Origin of the sequence: Sphingomonas sp. OTU376, assembly GCF_038440415.1 — a bacterium.
Lineage (GTDB): Bacteria > Pseudomonadota > Alphaproteobacteria > Sphingomonadales > Sphingomonadaceae > Sphingomonas > Sphingomonas kyeonggiensis_A.
The window spans coordinates 1-14,940 of the sequence record NZ_JASATQ010000019.1; the positions used below are offsets into that span (position 1 = coordinate 1).

A 14,940-nucleotide genomic window follows, 5' to 3' on the forward strand; every position below is an offset into this window, starting at 1 on the left:
GCCCCCCGCGCCCCCCCCCCCCCCCCCCCCCCCCCCCCCCCGCGGGGGGGGGGGGGGGGGGGGGGCCCCCCCCCCCCGCCCCCGGACTTCCGGGGGGCCCCCGGCGAGACGGCATCGGAAAAAGAAAAGGCCGGGCATCGAGCCCGGCCTTGTTCTAACCCACCCCTAGCCCCTCCCTTTGCAGGGAGGGGAATAAAAAAGACTACCGCCCGGTAGTCCCCGCCCCATGCTTCTGCAGCGGGATCACCACCTCGTCCGGCCGCACGACATTGAGCTGCTTGCGCGCCAGCTCATCGGCCAAGTCGGGATCGACCCCGCGCTTCTGGTCGAGCAGCTCGACGCGGTTCTTCAGCGCGGCGCGCTGCTTGTCGAGCGCGGCATAATCGGCCTGCTTCTGCTCAAACTCAGCCTTGGTCAGCTTGGTCTGCATCACGCCGGTGGGCCCGAGCACGGCGTTATAGCCGAAAAAGCCGATAGCGATCAGCGTCACCGCCGGCAGCCCGGCCCGGCGCAAAAGGGTCTGGAACGGAGAAGCAGCACGCGATCGCATATGGTGTTTTTCGCTTAACCACGCCCCGGGCGCAAGGCCCGTATTGGTGCGGAGGGGGCGTCCGAGTTCTTGTTATCCAACTATAGAACCATCATCTGCGAAACTGGGCAGGCGCCCTAAGCGGCCGTGATTTCCCTTCCCAAAGGAAGAAACTCAACCAATCGAGACTCGGTAGATCTACCGGTCGAGTAACCCGACCGCATTGCTGGCAAATGCCAAAGTTCACGTGCGGCTTCCAAAAGATCACTTCGGACCGATTTGCCGTGGTGAAGATTATACCCCACGCCCAGCGCAAATATTTCGTACGCCGACAAAAGGAAAGACCCACGGAATTCGCGCCGCCCCTCGTCCCACCTACGAAAAATATTTTCATCGCCATGTTGAGCAATGTGTTCAAACGTAGCGCGAAATGCTGCTGCGGCTTGGGTTAGGGTGTCAGGATAACCCGTCGCCATAGCTATCGATGCATCATCCAGCACTTGAGGCAGATCACGCAATGCCGTGAGAGTTAGACGCTCAGAAGACCAGTCATGAAGCACTAGGAATCGTGTAACGAGCTCCAGATCATAGCGTTCCTCGATTTGCTTTTCAGAAAGCTGGACGCAGCTCCTAAACGGCTCAAACGAAGCAAGGCGCTCAATATCCGCAAAGAATTCAGAAGAAACCGCCACAAGCAACGCCGAGCGCATCTCCTGTGAGTTTAACTGAGATCCATAGCTGTTTAATCTTTGAAATAAGTCAAACTTCGCCTGAGGGGACGATTCTCTTTTAATAATTTTTATATCAATTTTTGTTCGTTTAATATCTAGTCGCTGAGCTTCACTCAGGGATGAATCTTGATCCCCGGAGTCCCAAACCTTACCCTGCAGGCTGGGAAGATACTTTGTTCCCTCAAGCACAGCTTGCGGCTTTCGAGCTCCGTTTGAGTCTTTCAGTTCACCTTGCAATTCCAGAATGGTCGAAAGGCGCTGCAATCCATCTACGACCTCCCAGACACCGCTCTCGGTTTGGGCCACAAAAACCGAAGGCAACGGGATGCCGAGCAGAAGACTCTCCACCAAGCGGGACTTCTGAGTAGCGGTCCAACGGAAGAATCGTTGGAATTCCGGTCGAATAACTAGCTCGTCCTCGCGGTACAAATTGGTTAGCTCACCGATGCTCATCGGGTATCCATCCGATGCGATCGCGTGCCGCGCCTTGGCGATCTCATTTTCTAAGGTTTGATCGCTCATGCGATTGCCCTCCAACCTTCCACTCTACTCAGTTCGGTCGCAAGCGAACCGAGCTCTGGAAATACCATTGTCTCACCAAATCCGAGGGTATTGAGCTCACCTCGCAATTTTCCACGATCGCCCAGCAACTCGAAACGCCACATCGTGTTTTTGCTCTCGCCAGCAAAATCTTCCATAGGACGAAGGTCTTCACCCCAGACAACGAAGGTCCCTCGCTGCGCCACTATTCGATTGGAGTTATGAGTACCGAAAATCGCTACCGGTGTTTTTGACCGACGCTTGTTGGTTTCAGGTCAATAACTGTCCGATTCGTCATCGGTGGTTGTGAGTACTTGAATAGCATTGCCAAATTCGGAAAGCACGGGTGCGGCTCTATTCCAGCCGATGGGATCGAGACACCAAATTACCGGCGGCTCATCCGTGCCACCAGCTCCAACGAGGGCGAAGTGAACGGAGATAAAAAGGTTCTCAGACCAATCTAGAAGGCGCGTGGGAACACCGTAGTGCTGCATCGCGAAGAGATGCTCCCAGTCGTTTTGCGGATAGCCCGCCGGCCAGAAAGGAAGGCTCCTCTGCCGGAATCGAGTTAGGAGCCTCTTTTCGCGATCGAAAACTTCTTGAGGAGTACGCCCAGCACGAAGAATGCCGGGTAGCAACTTGTGAGACTTCAGGGAATGCCCCCGATACCATAGTAGAGCATCATCCCCGATGGACCTTGCAACCCCCAAGACTGCCGTCATGAGGCCGTCCAGCCCGTCAACTTGACTACTGATGATCGGCATTCACAATCACTCCCCCTGATGGGAGAATGAAGATACGTCTTGAGGGACGCAAGCTAACGTTGAAAAATTGTCCATTTTTCCGTGGACGAATTTACCACAAGGAGAGAGCGGCCACCCGGAAATGCATTGCTCAGATTTCCTAGTTTTTTAGGCATTTTTTGGCCGCTACTCAAGTGACGGACAAAGCCCCCTAGGGAAGACAGGCTCATCCTGAGATTTCGCCTTATACCCCTCCCGCCCGAAGGCAGGAGGGGCAGAACCAAAGCTTACTTCTTCAGCACGCTCCGCCCGGCATACACCGCGGCATCGCCCAGCTCTTCCTCGATGCGGATCAGCTGGTTGTACTTGGCAAGCCGGTCCGAGCGCGCCAGCGAGCCCGTCTTGATCTGGCCGCAGTTGGTGGCGACCGCCAGGTCGGCGATCGTCGCGTCCTCGGTCTCGCCCGAGCGGTGCGACATCACCGCGGTGTAGGACGAGCGCTGCGCCAGGCTCACCGCTTCCAGCGTCTCGGTCAACGTGCCGATCTGGTTGACCTTCACCAGCAGCGAGTTGGCGTAGCCGCCCTCGATGCCGCGCGCGAGGCGCTTCGGGTTGGTCACGAACAGGTCGTCGCCCACCAGCTGGACCTTGCCGCCCAGCTTCTCGGTCAGTGCCTTCCAGCCTTCCCAGTCGTCCTCGGCCATGCCGTCCTCGATCGAGAAGATCGGGTACTTGGCGGCCAGCCCGGCGAGGAAGTCGGCATTCTCGAGCGACGAGAAGGTCTTGCCCTCGCCTACCATCTTGTAGGCGCCGTCCTTGAAATATTCGGTGGCGGCGCAGTCGAGCGCGAGCATCACGTCGTCGCCCGGCTTGTAGCCGGCGGCTTCGATCGAGCTCATGATGAAGTCCAGCGCCTCGGTGGTGCTGGCGATGTTCGGCGCGAAGCCGCCCTCGTCGCCCACGCCGGTGGCCAGGCCCTTCTCATGCAGCTTCTTCTTGAGCGTGTGGAAGATTTCCGAGCCGCAGCGCACCGCCTCGACGATGTTCTCCGCGCCCACCGGCACGATCATGAATTCCTGGAAGTCGATCGGGTTGTCGGCATGCTCGCCGCCATTGATGATGTTCATCATCGGCACCGGCAGCACGTGCGCGTTGACGCCGCCGACATAGCGATAGAGCGGCAGGCCGCGCGCGTCGGCAGCGGCCTTGGCGGCGGCAAGGCTAACGCCCAGGATGGCGTTGGCGCCCAGGCGGCCCTTGTTCTCGGTGCCGTCCAGCTCGATCATCGCGGTGTCGAGATCGGCCTGGTCCTCGGCTTCCATGCCGACGACTTCCTCGAAGATCTCGCCGTTGACGTTCTCGACTGCCTTGTCGACACCCTTGCCGAGCCAGCGCGACTTGTCGCCGTCGCGCAGTTCCACGGCTTCGTGCGCGCCGGTCGAGGCGCCCGAGGGAACTGCGGCGCGGCCGAAGCTGCCGTCCTCCAGCATCACGTCGACTTCGACGGTGGGGTTGCCCCGGCTGTCGAGGATTTGGCGAGCATGGACGTCGATGATTGCGGTCACGAAACGGTCTCCCTAGATATGGGGTAATGAGGGCGCGACGCGGCCTCTAACGGCTCCGGATGGAACTCGCAAACGTGGCCGTTGTTGTTTCGCAAAAGGCATGGAGGGTTTTTGGCATGGCTGACGAAACGACGGGCGAAGTGATCGAAGGCGCGGCGGAAACCACCGCCGAGGCAAAGCGCAACGCCAGCGATACGATCCGCGAAAAGGCGAATGAACTCGGCACCCAGGCGGCGGAGCGCGCACGCGCCTTTGCCGGCGAAGGCAAGGAAAAGGCTACCGGCGCGCTCGATGAGGTCGCCAAGATGATGCAGTCGGCCGCGGCCGACGTCGATGCACGACTCGGCGAGCAATACGGCAAGTACGCGCGCTCGGCGGCGGACGGCATCGCCGGCTTCGCCGACAATCTGCGCGGCAAGGAAGTCGATGACCTGATCGACGACGTGACGGCGTTCGTCCGCAAGAGCCCTGCGGTGGCGGTCGGCGTCGCGGCGGGCCTGGGCTTCGTGCTCGCGCGGATCATCAAGTCGGGCATCGATGCGGCGTCCGACGCCGGCGACGCGCCCGAAACCCCGTCCGACAAGGCCTGAGGGGCCTGACGGGGGGTGGACGAACCAAAGCCTGAACTGCCGCCAGCCGGTGCGCCGGCGGCCGAGCCCAGCATCGGCGAGTTGCTCCAGCAGCTCGTCGATAATGGCCGCGCCTATGCCGATGCCGAGATCGGCTTCTATCGCACCCTGCTCCGCTCGAAGCTGCGCGATGCGCGCTCGATGCTGTGGATGGGCGCGGTGGCGATCGCGTTGGCCTTCGCCGCCGCGGTGGCGCTGGTGATGGGGCTGGTCCTCACGCTGGCGCCGCTGGTCGGGCCCGGCTTCGCGACGCTGATCGTGGTGAGCCTGTTCCTGGCGATCTCGGGCCTGATGGGCTGGCTCGCCTGGACGCATGTGAAGCGTATCTTCAAGGAAAAGCCGTGAGCGAGAACCCGCATGATGTCGAGGCGGCGCGGGCTCGGATCGCGGAGGCCCGGGCGGCTTTGTTCGGCACGCTCGGCCAGGTCCAGTCACGGCTGAGCCCGTCGAACCTGGCGCAGGACGCGGTGGAGAGCGCGGCGCAGGGCGTCGCCAGCGTGGCGCGCAAGGGTGCCGAGGCGGTGCGCAGCCGTCCTCTGGCCGCGGCGGGCGTAGTGGCGACGATCGGGCTGGTGATGGCGCGCGGCTGGATCGGCGACATCCTGGCGAAAAGGCATGAAACTCGCGACCCGGCCACGGGTTTGAAGCGTAAAGGCAAGAAAGAAGGATCCTCGTGATGAGCACCAATCCCGCGAACGAGAAGCAGGGCGCCGGCGAGAGCCTTGCGTCCAATCCCTATGCGCTGGTCGCCGGCGGCATCGCGCTCGGCGTGGTGATCGGCATGCTGGTGCCGCGCTCGCAGAAGGAGCGCGAGCTGCTCGATGCCACCGGAAAGCAGCTCGCAGGCAGGGTTACGGGCACGGTTGCCGCGGTCAAGGAAGCCGGACGGGCAGAGATCGAATCCCTCCTCCCCGGCCGCGACGAGGCAAAAAATCGCGTCGGTGCGCTGTTCGGGAATGTGCTGGATGCAGCCAGGGATGCAGCGCAAAAGGCTTGAGGCCGGCGCGCCTGCTTCCTAAGGGCCTCTATAAAACCATAAAGTGTTTTTCGGAGGCCCAATGAGCAAACTGCACCTCGTCTTCGGCGGTCGCGTGACCGACCCGATGACGCTTGATTTCGTCGATCCCTCGAAGCTGGACGTGGTCGGCATCTATCCCGATTATGCCAGTGCCGAAAATGCCTGGCGCAGCGCGGCGCAGCGCACGGTGGACGATGCCGAGATGCGTTATGTGGTGGTCCATCTCCACCGCCTGCTCGAGCCCGATCTGGAGGCCTGAGCCCTTTCCGGACCGCTGTCCCCGCCATGCGGTGGGGATAGCGGTTCAGGCTTTACGCCAATGCCACATGAACAGCGGCCGCGCGGCTGCCAGGCCTGCCAGGAATCCGCCTATGGGGGCCGCGGCGCTCCAGGACAGGGATTCGAAGAGCGGGACGCCCTGGGGCGTGGGCTGGAGTAAACCGGTCAAAATCGAGATTACCGCCCAGGCCGCGGCGAGCCAGGCCACGTGGACCGTCCTTGCGGAGAATGGACCGACCGCCCGGGTGCGCGGCTGTCCGTAGAGCAGCGCATAGGCACCCAGCACCGCCGACACCGCGCCGTTCATGCCGAGCAGCGGCCACAGCGCATCCGGCGTCAGCAGATAATAGACCCCGGCCGACGCGAAGGCGCCGATGACGTAGAGCAGCAGGAACTGCGGCCAGCCGATCACCTGCTCGGTCTTCTGCCCGGTGATCACCAGGATCAGCACGTTGAAGAAGATCTGCAGCGCGCTGACATGGATGAACAGCGTCGTCAGCGGCGTGAGGATCGCGGGCACCGCCGGCGTGCCCGGGGTGAACAGCTCCGCCCCGGCCCGCGCCGGGATGAACCCGCCGAGCACCGCGGCTTCCTGCAGATTGCCGGTGATCAGGATCACGGCGCCAACCAGCGCCGTGATCGCCGAAATCAGGATCGTCGCGGGGAAGTCACGAAACTTCACGCTCAGATGAATTCGATCTTGGACACCAGATAATAGCGGTCGCCGGCGGGCACCGAGACCTCGACTTCCTCGTCCACCTTGCGCCCGATCAGCGCGCGGCCGATCGGCGAGTTGTACGAGATGCGGCCCTTGTTCACATCCGCCTCGGTCTCGCCGACGATCTGGTACTTGAGCGGCTTGTCGTCCTCGTCGAGCAAGGTCACCGTCGCGCCGAACACGACCTTGTCGCCCGAAAGCTCCTTCGGATCGATGATCTGGGCGCGGCTCAGCTTGCCTTCGATATCGGCAATCGTGGCCTCGTTCTGGCCCTGCTGCTCCTTGGCGGCATGATATTCGGCGTTTTCCGAGAGATCGCCATGTGCGCGCGCCTCCTCGATCGCATCCACGATCAGCGGGCGCTCGATTTTGAGGCGCTTCAGCTCCGCGGTCAGCTTCTCATAGCCTTCCTGAAGCATCGGCATCTTATCGACCGTCGCCATCCACCAAGTCCTTCAAAACGCCCCGTCCCACAAGCGCCCCCTTCGGAGACGCCCGCACATGGATACTGATGGGGGGAGATCAATTGTGCGAACGCGAATAATAAGCCTGCCGTTGCCGCACTGCAAGGCTAGGAAAGTTACGTCGCTGTGGAAGCTGCGATAATAATGCTCCCCAGCCCCTGCCGGGGAGCAGCATTATCGATCAGCCGCGCGAGGCGTAGAAGTCCTGCAGCGGCCGCACGTCCAGGCTGTGCTTCGACAGCGCCTCGATCGCCCGCGCCGCCGCGACACTTGCCTGCGCCGTGGTGAAGTACGGGATCTTGAGGTTGAGCGCCGAGCGGCGGATGTCCGACGAGTCCTTGAGCGACTGCCAGCCTTCGGTGGTGTTGAAGATCAGCGCGATATCGCCGTCGAGGATACGATCGACGATATGCGGGCGGCCCTGCGCGACCTTGTTGACCCGCTCCACCGCGATGCCCTCGGCCTCGAGATAGTCCGCGGTGCCGCCGGTGGCGACGATGGTGAAGCCCATCCCGGCGAGCAGCTGCACGCCCGGCAGGATCACCGGCTTGTCGGTATCCTTCACGCTGACGAACAGGCGGCCCGAGCTCGGCAGCACGGTCCCCGCCCCCAGCTGCGCCTTGGCGAAGCTGGTCGCGAAATCGAGGTCGATGCCCATCACTTCGCCGGTCGACTTCATCTCGGGGCTCAGCACCGGATCGACGCCGGGGAACTTGTTGAACGGGAAGACGGCTTCCTTGACCGCGATATAGTCGATGTCGCGATCGATCTTCGGCAGATCGGCCAGCTTCTCGCCCGCCATCACGCGGCTCGCGATCTTCGCCACCGGCGCGCCGATCGCCTTGGCGACGAACGGCACGGTGCGCGAGGCACGCGGGTTCACCTCGATCAGGTAGACCTCGCCGTCCTTCACCGCGAACTGGATGTTCATCAGGCCCTTGACCTTGAGCGCGCGCGCCAGCGCATCGGTCTGGCGCTCGATCTCGGCGATGATCTCGGCCGGCAGGCTGTAGGGCGGGATCGAGCAGGCGCTGTCGCCCGAATGGACGCCGGCTTCCTCGATATGCTGGAGCACGCCGGCGACGACCACATCGGTGCCGTCGGCGATCGCATCCACGTCCACCTCGACGGCGTCACGCAGATACTGGTCGATCAGAACCGGGCTATCGCCCGAGACCTGCACCGCGGTCTGGATATAGTCGTCGAGCTGCTGGGTGGAGTCGACGATCTCCATCGCGCGGCCGCCGAGCACGTAGCTCGGGCGCATCAGCACCGGATAGCCGATCCGCTCGGCGATCTTCACCGCTTCGTCACGGGTGCGGGCCAGGCCATTGGCCGGCTGCTTGAGGCCGAGCTTCTCGACCAGGTCGGCGAAGCGCTCGCGGTCCTCGGCCAGGTCGATCGCGTCGGGCGAAGTGCCGAGGATCGGGATGCCGGCATCTTCCAGCGCCTTGGCGAGGTTGAGCGGGGTCTGGCCGCCGAACTGGACGATCACGCCGACCAGTTCGCCCTTCGACTTCTCGACATGCAGGATCTCCAGCACGTCCTCGGCGGTCAGCGGCTCGAAATAGAGGCGGTCCGAGGTGTCATAGTCGGTGCTCACCGTCTCCGGGTTGCAGTTGACCATGATCGTCTCATAGCCCGCGTCCGCCAGCGCGAAGCAGGCATGGCAGCAGCAATAGTCGAACTCGATGCCCTGCCCGATGCGGTTGGGACCGCCGCCCAGGATCACGATCTTCTTGCGGTCGCTCGGCGCCGCCTCGTTCTCGGGCTCGCCGAAGCTCGGCGCTTCATAGGTCGAGTACATGTACGGCGTCTTCGCCTCGAACTCGGCCGCGCAGGTGTCGATCCGCTTGAACACCGGGCGCACGCCCAGCTTGTGGCGGTGCGCGCGCACGTCATTCTCGTTCACGCCGCCGGTCATCGCCTTGACGACCTCGCCGATCAGGCCCGACGACTTCGCCATGGCTTCGGTACCCGCGCGCAGGTTCGCCGACTTGAGCGCGAGGAACGCCAGGCGCTTGTCGCTGAAACCCATCGCCTTGAGGCGGCGCATGCCCGCCGCGTCCTGCGGCAGCCCCTCTTCCATCACCTGCGTTTCCGCAGCGATGATCTCGGCGAGGCGCTCCATGAACCAGGGGTCGTACTGACCGATCGCGCAGACTTCGCGCACGGTGAAGCCCTCGCGCAGTGCCTGGGCGGCGATCAGCAGCCGGTCAGGCGAGCGCACGGCGAGCGCCGCCTCGATCTCGACGCGCGGCGCACCGGCCAGCTTGTCGACATTGTTGAAGCCGCTCAGGCCGGTCTCGAGGCCGCGCAGCGCCTTCTGCATCGATTCGTGGATGTTGCGGCCGATCGCCATGACCTCGCCGACCGACTTCATCGCGGTGCCGAGGGTCGCCTCGGCGCCCTTGAACTTCTCGAAGGCGAAGCGCGGGATCTTGGTGACGATATAATCGATCGTCGGCTCGAACGACGCCGGGGTGGCCCCGGTGATGTCGTTGTCGATCTCGTCGAGCGTGTAGCCCACCGCCAGCTTGGCCGCGACCTTGGCGATCGGGAAGCCGGTGGCCTTGGAAGCCAGCGCCGAGGAACGCGACACGCGCGGGTTCATCTCGATGACGATCAGGCGGCCGTCCTTCGGATTCACTGCGAACTGCACGTTCGAACCGCCGGTTTCCACGCCGATTTCCCGGAGAACCGCGATCGATGCATTGCGCATGATCTGGTATTCCTTGTCCGTCAGCGTCAGCGCCGGGGCGACGGTGATCGAGTCACCGGTGTGCGTGCCCATCGCATCGACATTCTCGATGCTGCACACGATGATGGCGTTGTCCTTGCGATCGCGGACAACCTCCATCTCATATTCCTTCCAACCGAGGAGCGATTCCTCGATCAGCACCTCGGTCGTCGGCGACAGGTCGAGGCCCGTCCGCACGATGTTGATGAATTCCTCGCGATTGTACGCGATGCCGCCACCCGAACCGCCCATGGTGAAGCTGGGGCGGATGATCGCCGGCAGGCCGACATGCTCAAGCCCGGCCAGCGCCTCGGCCTCGGTATGCGCGATATGGCTGCGGGCGCTTTCGAGCCCGATCTTGGTCATCGCGTCCTTGAACTTCAGCCGGTCCTCGGCCTTGTCGATCGCCTCGGCGTCGGCGCCGATCATGATGCAGCCGAACTTCTCCAGCGTGCCGTCATTGGCGAGGGCGAGCGCGGTGTTGAGCGCGGTCTGGCCGCCCATCGTGGGGAGCACCGCATCGGGGCGCTCCTTCTCGATGATCTTGGCGACGATCGCCGGGGTGATCGGCTCGACATAGGTCGCATCGGCCAGCTCGGGATCGGTCATGATCGTCGCCGGGTTCGAATTGACCAGGACGATGCGATAGCCCTCTTCCTTGAGCGCCTTGATCGCCTGCGTGCCCGAATAATCGAACTCGCATGCCTGGCCGATCACGATCGGGCCTGCGCCGATGACGAGGATGGAGGAGATGTCGGTGCGTTTTGGCATGTCAGGCCTTCAAGAACGATCGGATCGGAAGCGCAGCGATGCTGCCCTGCGGACACCACGGCGCCGAAGCGTCGTGATGGTGGAAGTGGAGAGCCCTGTCCAAGCTCATCCCCAGAAAAACATCATCAGGCTGTAGAGCAGCGCGACCACGAACACGCCGCCGGCCAGCCAGCCCGAGGCGCCGTCTATGGTCGGCATGTGCCAGCGCCGGACGACCGACTGGTGCATGCGGTCGGCCTGGTTGCGCGCCTTGGCATAGCCGGCCTCGGAAAAGGCGAAGAACAGGCGCCCGGCGCCGGTCTCGCGCTCATGCCGGCCATAGCCCGCCGCTTCCCATGCCCTGGCGCTCGCCTCGGCCTCGCCAAAGCCTTCTTCGCTGGCGAGCGTGGTGAGATCCACGCGCTGTCCGGCAGCGTCGGGGACGCTGTCGACTGCCTCCATGAAGAACCGATCGGCCGAGGTGAGGGCTTTCCCCACCATCACGCCGCCCGGATCATCCCGATGAACCGCTCGAACAGATACAGGCTGTCCTGCGGACCCGGGCTGGCCTCGGGGTGATACTGCACGCTGAACGCAGGGCGATCGGTCAGCTCGATGCCGGCGTTGGAGCCGTCGAACAGCGACACATGCGTCTCGCGGGCGTTCTCGGGAAGCGTCTCGCGCTCGACCGCGAAGCCGTGGTTCATGCTGGTGATCTCCACCGCACCGTCTTCCAGCCGCTTGACCGGATGGTTGGCGCCGCGATGGCCCTGGAACATCTTGGTGGTCTCGGCGCCCACGGCGAGGCCGAGCAGCTGGTGGCCGAGGCAGATGCCGAACAGCGGCTTGCCCGTCTCGAGCAGCTGGCGGATCACCGGCACGGCATATTCGCCGGTCGCGGCGGGATCGCCCGGGCCGTTCGACAGGAAGAAGCCGTCCGGGTTGAACGCCATGATCTGCTCATAGGTCGCCTGTGCCGGCAGCACGGTCACCTTGGCGCCGGCCTGAACCAGATTGCGGAAGATGTTGCGCTTCGAGCCATAGTCGAGCGCGACGACATGCGGACGCGTGTCCTCCTGGCCGCCTTCGCCATAGCCGAAGCCGAGGCGCCAGACGCCGCCTTCCCAGCCATAATGGGTCTCGGCGGTCACCGTGATCGCCAGGTCCATGCCCTCAAGGCCCGGCCAGGCGCGCGCCATCTCGAGCAGCAGCGGAATGTCGAACTTGCCCTCGGCCGAATGCGCGATCACGCCGTTGGGCGCGCCGGCGAGGCGGATGCGGCGAGTCAGCGCGCGGGTGTCGATGCCCGACAGGCCGATGCGGGCATGCTTCTTCATCCAGGCATCGAGATGCTCGGTCGAACGGAAGTTGCTCGGCTCGGTCACGTCCTCGCGCACGATCATGCCCAGCGCATGGGGATCGTCGGCCTCGATATCGTCGGGGTTCGCGCCGACATTGCCGATGTGCGGGAAGGTGAAGTTGATGATCTGGCCCGCGAACGACGGATCAGTCATGATTTCCTGATAGCCGGTCATCGCGGTGTGGAAGCACACTTCGCCGACGGCCTGGCCTTCGGCGCCAAAGCCACGGCCCCAGATCACGTCCCCCGACTCCAAAACCAGAACACCGGTAGCTCCGGCAGGCATGGGCGTAGGCGTGGCGTCGGCCATTGAGGGGTGGCTCTCCATTTGAGGTGCAGCAATGTCGCTAAGTGCCGCCCGCTAGACCCCTACCCCCCTCGCGTCAACCGGTTCGCGGGTCTATTGCGGGTTCAAATTCCGATTCACGAGAGATGAAATGATCCGAGACGATATCAAGGCCGCCCAGATCACCGCAATGAAGGCCGGCGACAAGGAGACCCGCGGTGCCATCAGCCTGATCCAGAGCGCGATCAAGAACCGCGACATCGAGGAGCGCACCAAGTCGGTCCAGATGGACGACGACGCGCTGGTGATCGAGGTGCTGCAGAAGATGGTCAAGCAGCGCCGCGAATCGATCGAGATGTTCGAGAAGGGCGGCCGTCAGGAGCTGGCCGACAACGAGAAGGCCGAGGTCGCGGTGATCGAGCGCTTCCTGCCCGCCCAGATGAGCGATGCGGAGACGACGGCGGCGATCGAGGCGATCAAGGCCGAGCTGGGTGCTGCCGGCATGAAGGACATGGGCCGGGTGATGGCCGAGCTCAAGGCGCGCCACGCGACGACGCTCGACATGAGCAAGGCGAGCGGGCTGGTGAAGGCGGCGCTGAGCTGAGGGCGAGGTAGCCCACATTATCCACACCCCGCCCGGCTTGCGGGTTGGGGCGGCGGGGCGCATTGGGATGGAGTGTCCCTTACCCCCGCCTTTCTCGACGAACTCCGCGCCCGCACCCTGCTGTCCGGGCTGATCGCCAAGACGACCAAGCTCCAGAAGGCGGGACGCGAGTTCCGCGCCTGCTGTCCGTTCCACAACGAGAAGACGCCGAGCTTCTACGTCAACGACGACAAGGGCTTCTACCACTGCTTCGGCTGCGGCGCGCATGGCGACGCGATCCGCTGGATGACCGACCAGCGCGGCCTGCCCTTCATCGATGCGGTGAAGGAGCTGGTCCAGGCCGCCGGCATGGAGATGCCCGAGCAGGACCGCCGCAGCGCCGAGAAGGCCGAGCGCGCCAAGGGCCTGCACGAGGCGATGGAGGACGCGGCCAGGTTCTTCGTCGAGAAGCTGGGCAGCATCGAGGGCGCCGAGGCGCGCGCGGTGCTCAAGAAGCGCGGGATCAGCGAGGAGACCGCCCGGACCTTCGGCATCGGCTATTCCCCCGATTCGCGCGGCAAGCTCAAGGAAGCGCTGAAGACCTACGGCGATGCGATGCTGGTCGAGGCCGGCATGCTGATCCAGGTCGAGAAGAAGGATCCGTACGACCGCTTCCGCGGCCGGCTGATGATCCCGATCCGCGACGTGCGCGGCCGCACGATCGCCTTTGGCGGCCGCATCATCGGCGAGGGCGAGCCCAAATATCTCAACTCGCCGGAGACCCCGCTCTTCGACAAGGGCCGCACGCTCTACAATCTCGACCGCGCTCAGGCAGCCGCGCGTAAGTCCGGGCGGATCATCGCGGTCGAGGGCTATATGGACGTGATCGCGCTCGCCCAGGCCGGGTTCGGCGAGGCGGTGGCGCCGCTCGGCACCGCGATGACCGAGCACCAGCTCGAGCGGCTGTGGCGAATCGCCGACGTGCCCCTGCTCTGCTTCGACGGCGACTCGGCGGGCCAGAAGGCCGCGCTGCGCGCCGCGCACCGCGCCATGCCGATGCTCGAGCCGGGCCGCAGCCTCGCCTTCGTCACCCTGCCCGACGGGCTCGACCCGGACGACCTCGTCCGCGCCCAGGGGGCGCAGGCGTTCGAGGCGCTGCTCGGCAAGGCCCGGCCGCTGGTCGATCTTCTCTGGGAAAGCGAACTCGCCGCCGAGCCGCTCGACACGCCGGAGCAGCGCGCAGGGCTCAAGCGGCGCCTGGGCGAACTCGCCGGCGGGATCGGCGATCCCAATGTGAAGCACGAATATCTCGCCGAGTTCCGCGAGCGCGCCGACACGCATTTCGGCCGCGGCCCGCGCAATTTCGAGAGTGGACCCCGGCGCGGCGGCGGTTCGGGCCCTGCTCCGGCTCGCGGCAAGCGCGACAAGCGCGGCAACTGGCTCCCGCCCGAGCCGCCGCTCACCCAGCAGACCCGCGCGGTCCAGGCCGGCGGGCTTGACCCGATCCTCTCCAAGGCGGTTCTCGCCGGGTTGATCCGTCATCCGGCCGAAATCGCCCGCCACATGGAAGTCCTCGGCAGTCTTCGCGGCGCATCGGGCGCGCTCGGCAAATTGTTCGAGGCGGTCGTCGACGTCGCGCTCGAAGACCGGCAGCTTGATCAGGGCAAAGTACTCACCATATTGGCGAAGTCCGGTTTCGATCAGATGGCGAGCGAGCTGCTCCGGGCCGATACCCTGCCCTTTTCCTTCACCCGGCCCCAGGCCGAGGAAAGAAAGGCGCGCGAAGACCTGAACGAGGCGATCGCAGTGATGGTGGCACGGCCCGCGGTGGACGCGGCGCTGGCGGAGGCAACGGCAGCGATGCTGGAGCGTTTCGACGATGAGTCGTTCGCGCGGCAGACGGCGTTGCTGCGGGAGCGGCAGGAGCTGGAAACGCGTCTCGCGAATCTGATGCTTGCGGACGAAGAAGATTTCGAGGATTAGGGCGGCGTATAATTGCCGCCAT

The 14,940-nt window shown here is 64.2% G+C and carries 16 protein-coding genes; 7 read left to right on the top strand and 9 right to left on the bottom strand.

Features of this window, described 5'->3' with window-relative positions; translation table 11 throughout:
- Positions 1 to 202: 202 nt before the first annotated feature.
- The 4 genes from AAHM44_RS10130 to eno all read right to left on the bottom strand — a co-directional run bounded on the left by AAHM44_RS10130 (position 203) and on the right by eno (position 4,108).
- Positions 203 to 550, bottom strand: coding sequence for an FtsB family cell division protein (locus AAHM44_RS10130; protein WP_269575288.1), 348 nt, complete (start codon positions 548 to 550; stop codon positions 203 to 205).
- Between the two features lie 116 nt (positions 551 to 666).
- Positions 667 to 1,782 carry a DUF262 domain-containing protein gene (locus AAHM44_RS10135; RefSeq protein ID WP_342249899.1) on the bottom strand — a complete coding sequence of 372 codons (1,116 nt, stop codon included), beginning with the start codon at positions 1,780 to 1,782 and terminating at the stop codon, positions 667 to 669.
- Positions 1,783 to 2,075: 293 nt separating this feature from the next.
- The gene (locus AAHM44_RS10140; protein WP_342249900.1) at positions 2,076 to 2,564 is read right to left on the bottom strand and encodes an FRG domain-containing protein; all 489 of its coding nucleotides are present in this window, start codon (positions 2,562 to 2,564) and stop codon (positions 2,076 to 2,078) included.
- A gap of 266 nt (positions 2,565 to 2,830) precedes the next feature.
- On the bottom strand, positions 2,831 to 4,108 hold the full coding sequence (eno, locus tag AAHM44_RS10145; RefSeq protein ID WP_184166311.1) for a phosphopyruvate hydratase: 1,278 nt from the start codon (positions 4,106 to 4,108) through the stop codon (positions 2,831 to 2,833).
- 116 nt (positions 4,109 to 4,224) lie between these two features.
- Here eno and AAHM44_RS10150 point away from each other — a divergent pair, with 116 nt between their 5' ends.
- From AAHM44_RS10150 to AAHM44_RS10170, 5 genes are all read left to right on the top strand, one after another.
- Entirely contained in the window at positions 4,225 to 4,698 is a 474-nt protein-coding gene (locus AAHM44_RS10150; RefSeq protein WP_269575285.1) for a hypothetical protein, read from the top strand.
- 15 nt (positions 4,699 to 4,713) lie between these two features.
- Positions 4,714 to 5,082: a phage holin family protein gene (locus AAHM44_RS10155; RefSeq protein WP_342249901.1), complete on the top strand. Its 369-nt coding sequence runs from the start codon at positions 4,714 to 4,716 to the stop codon at positions 5,080 to 5,082.
- Positions 5,079 to 5,414: a DUF3618 domain-containing protein gene (locus tag AAHM44_RS10160; RefSeq protein ID WP_184166320.1), complete on the top strand. Its 336-nt coding sequence runs from the start codon at positions 5,079 to 5,081 to the stop codon at positions 5,412 to 5,414. The genes AAHM44_RS10155 and AAHM44_RS10160 overlap by 4 nt, the downstream gene beginning before the upstream one ends.
- Positions 5,414 to 5,734 (top strand): hypothetical protein, encoded by a 321-nt coding sequence (locus tag AAHM44_RS10165; RefSeq protein ID WP_184166322.1) that lies wholly within the window; start codon positions 5,414 to 5,416, stop codon positions 5,732 to 5,734. The genes AAHM44_RS10160 and AAHM44_RS10165 overlap by 1 nt, the downstream gene beginning before the upstream one ends.
- Positions 5,735 to 5,795: 61 nt before the next feature.
- A complete protein-coding gene (locus AAHM44_RS10170) occupies positions 5,796 to 6,014 on the top strand; it encodes a DUF4170 domain-containing protein (RefSeq protein WP_269575283.1) in 219 nt (72 codons plus the stop codon).
- 45 nt (positions 6,015 to 6,059) lie between these two features.
- Here AAHM44_RS10170 and AAHM44_RS10175 read toward each other — a convergent pair whose 3' ends face one another.
- From AAHM44_RS10175 to carA, 5 genes are all read right to left on the bottom strand, one after another.
- Positions 6,060 to 6,716, bottom strand: a complete 657-nt coding sequence (locus AAHM44_RS10175) for a rhomboid family intramembrane serine protease (protein ID WP_269575282.1) — start codon at positions 6,714 to 6,716, stop codon at positions 6,060 to 6,062.
- 2 nt (positions 6,717 to 6,718) lie between these two features.
- A complete protein-coding gene (gene greA / locus AAHM44_RS10180; protein ID WP_184166329.1) occupies positions 6,719 to 7,195 on the bottom strand; it encodes a transcription elongation factor GreA in 477 nt (158 codons plus the stop codon).
- A gap of 202 nt (positions 7,196 to 7,397) precedes the next feature.
- On the bottom strand, positions 7,398 to 10,727 hold the full coding sequence (carB, locus tag AAHM44_RS10185) for a carbamoyl-phosphate synthase large subunit (protein ID WP_342249902.1): 3,330 nt from the start codon (positions 10,725 to 10,727) through the stop codon (positions 7,398 to 7,400).
- A 105-nt stretch (positions 10,728 to 10,832) separates the two neighbouring features.
- Positions 10,833 to 11,207, bottom strand: coding sequence for a hypothetical protein (locus tag AAHM44_RS10190; RefSeq protein ID WP_342249903.1), 375 nt, complete (start codon positions 11,205 to 11,207; stop codon positions 10,833 to 10,835).
- Entirely contained in the window at positions 11,207 to 12,376 is a 1,170-nt protein-coding gene (carA, locus tag AAHM44_RS10195) for a glutamine-hydrolyzing carbamoyl-phosphate synthase small subunit (protein WP_342249904.1), read from the bottom strand. The genes AAHM44_RS10190 and carA overlap by 1 nt, the downstream gene beginning before the upstream one ends.
- A 127-nt stretch (positions 12,377 to 12,503) precedes the next feature.
- Between carA and AAHM44_RS10200 the strand changes: the two genes are divergently transcribed.
- Entirely contained in the window at positions 12,504 to 12,956 is a 453-nt protein-coding gene (locus tag AAHM44_RS10200; RefSeq protein ID WP_342249905.1) for a GatB/YqeY domain-containing protein, read from the top strand.
- 72 nt (positions 12,957 to 13,028) lie between these two features.
- Entirely contained in the window at positions 13,029 to 14,918 is a 1,890-nt protein-coding gene (gene dnaG, locus AAHM44_RS10205) for a DNA primase (RefSeq protein ID WP_342249906.1), read from the top strand.
- The last annotated feature ends 22 nt before the right edge of the window (positions 14,919 to 14,940 follow it).

Coding starts and splice junctions, on each gene's coding strand:
- AAHM44_RS10130 (WP_269575288.1), bottom strand. CDS start 550: ATGCGATCGCGTGCTGCTTCTCCGTTCCAGACCCTTTTGCGCCGGGCC.
- AAHM44_RS10135 (WP_342249899.1), bottom strand. CDS start 1,782: ATGAGCGATCAAACCTTAGAAAATGAGATCGCCAAGGCGCGGCACGCG.
- AAHM44_RS10140 (WP_342249900.1), bottom strand. CDS start 2,564: ATGCCGATCATCAGTAGTCAAGTTGACGGGCTGGACGGCCTCATGACG.
- AAHM44_RS10150 (WP_269575285.1), top strand. CDS start 4,225: ATGGCTGACGAAACGACGGGCGAAGTGATCGAAGGCGCGGCGGAAACC.
- AAHM44_RS10165 (WP_184166322.1), top strand. CDS start 5,414: ATGAGCACCAATCCCGCGAACGAGAAGCAGGGCGCCGGCGAGAGCCTT.
- AAHM44_RS10170 (WP_269575283.1), top strand. CDS start 5,796: ATGAGCAAACTGCACCTCGTCTTCGGCGGTCGCGTGACCGACCCGATG.
- greA (WP_184166329.1), bottom strand. CDS start 7,195: ATGGCGACGGTCGATAAGATGCCGATGCTTCAGGAAGGCTATGAGAAG.
- carB (WP_342249902.1), bottom strand. CDS start 10,727: ATGCCAAAACGCACCGACATCTCCTCCATCCTCGTCATCGGCGCAGGC.
- AAHM44_RS10190 (WP_342249903.1), bottom strand. CDS start 11,207: ATGGTGGGGAAAGCCCTCACCTCGGCCGATCGGTTCTTCATGGAGGCA.
- carA (WP_342249904.1), bottom strand. CDS start 12,376: ATGGCCGACGCCACGCCTACGCCCATGCCTGCCGGAGCTACCGGTGTT.
- AAHM44_RS10200 (WP_342249905.1), top strand. CDS start 12,504: ATGATCCGAGACGATATCAAGGCCGCCCAGATCACCGCAATGAAGGCC.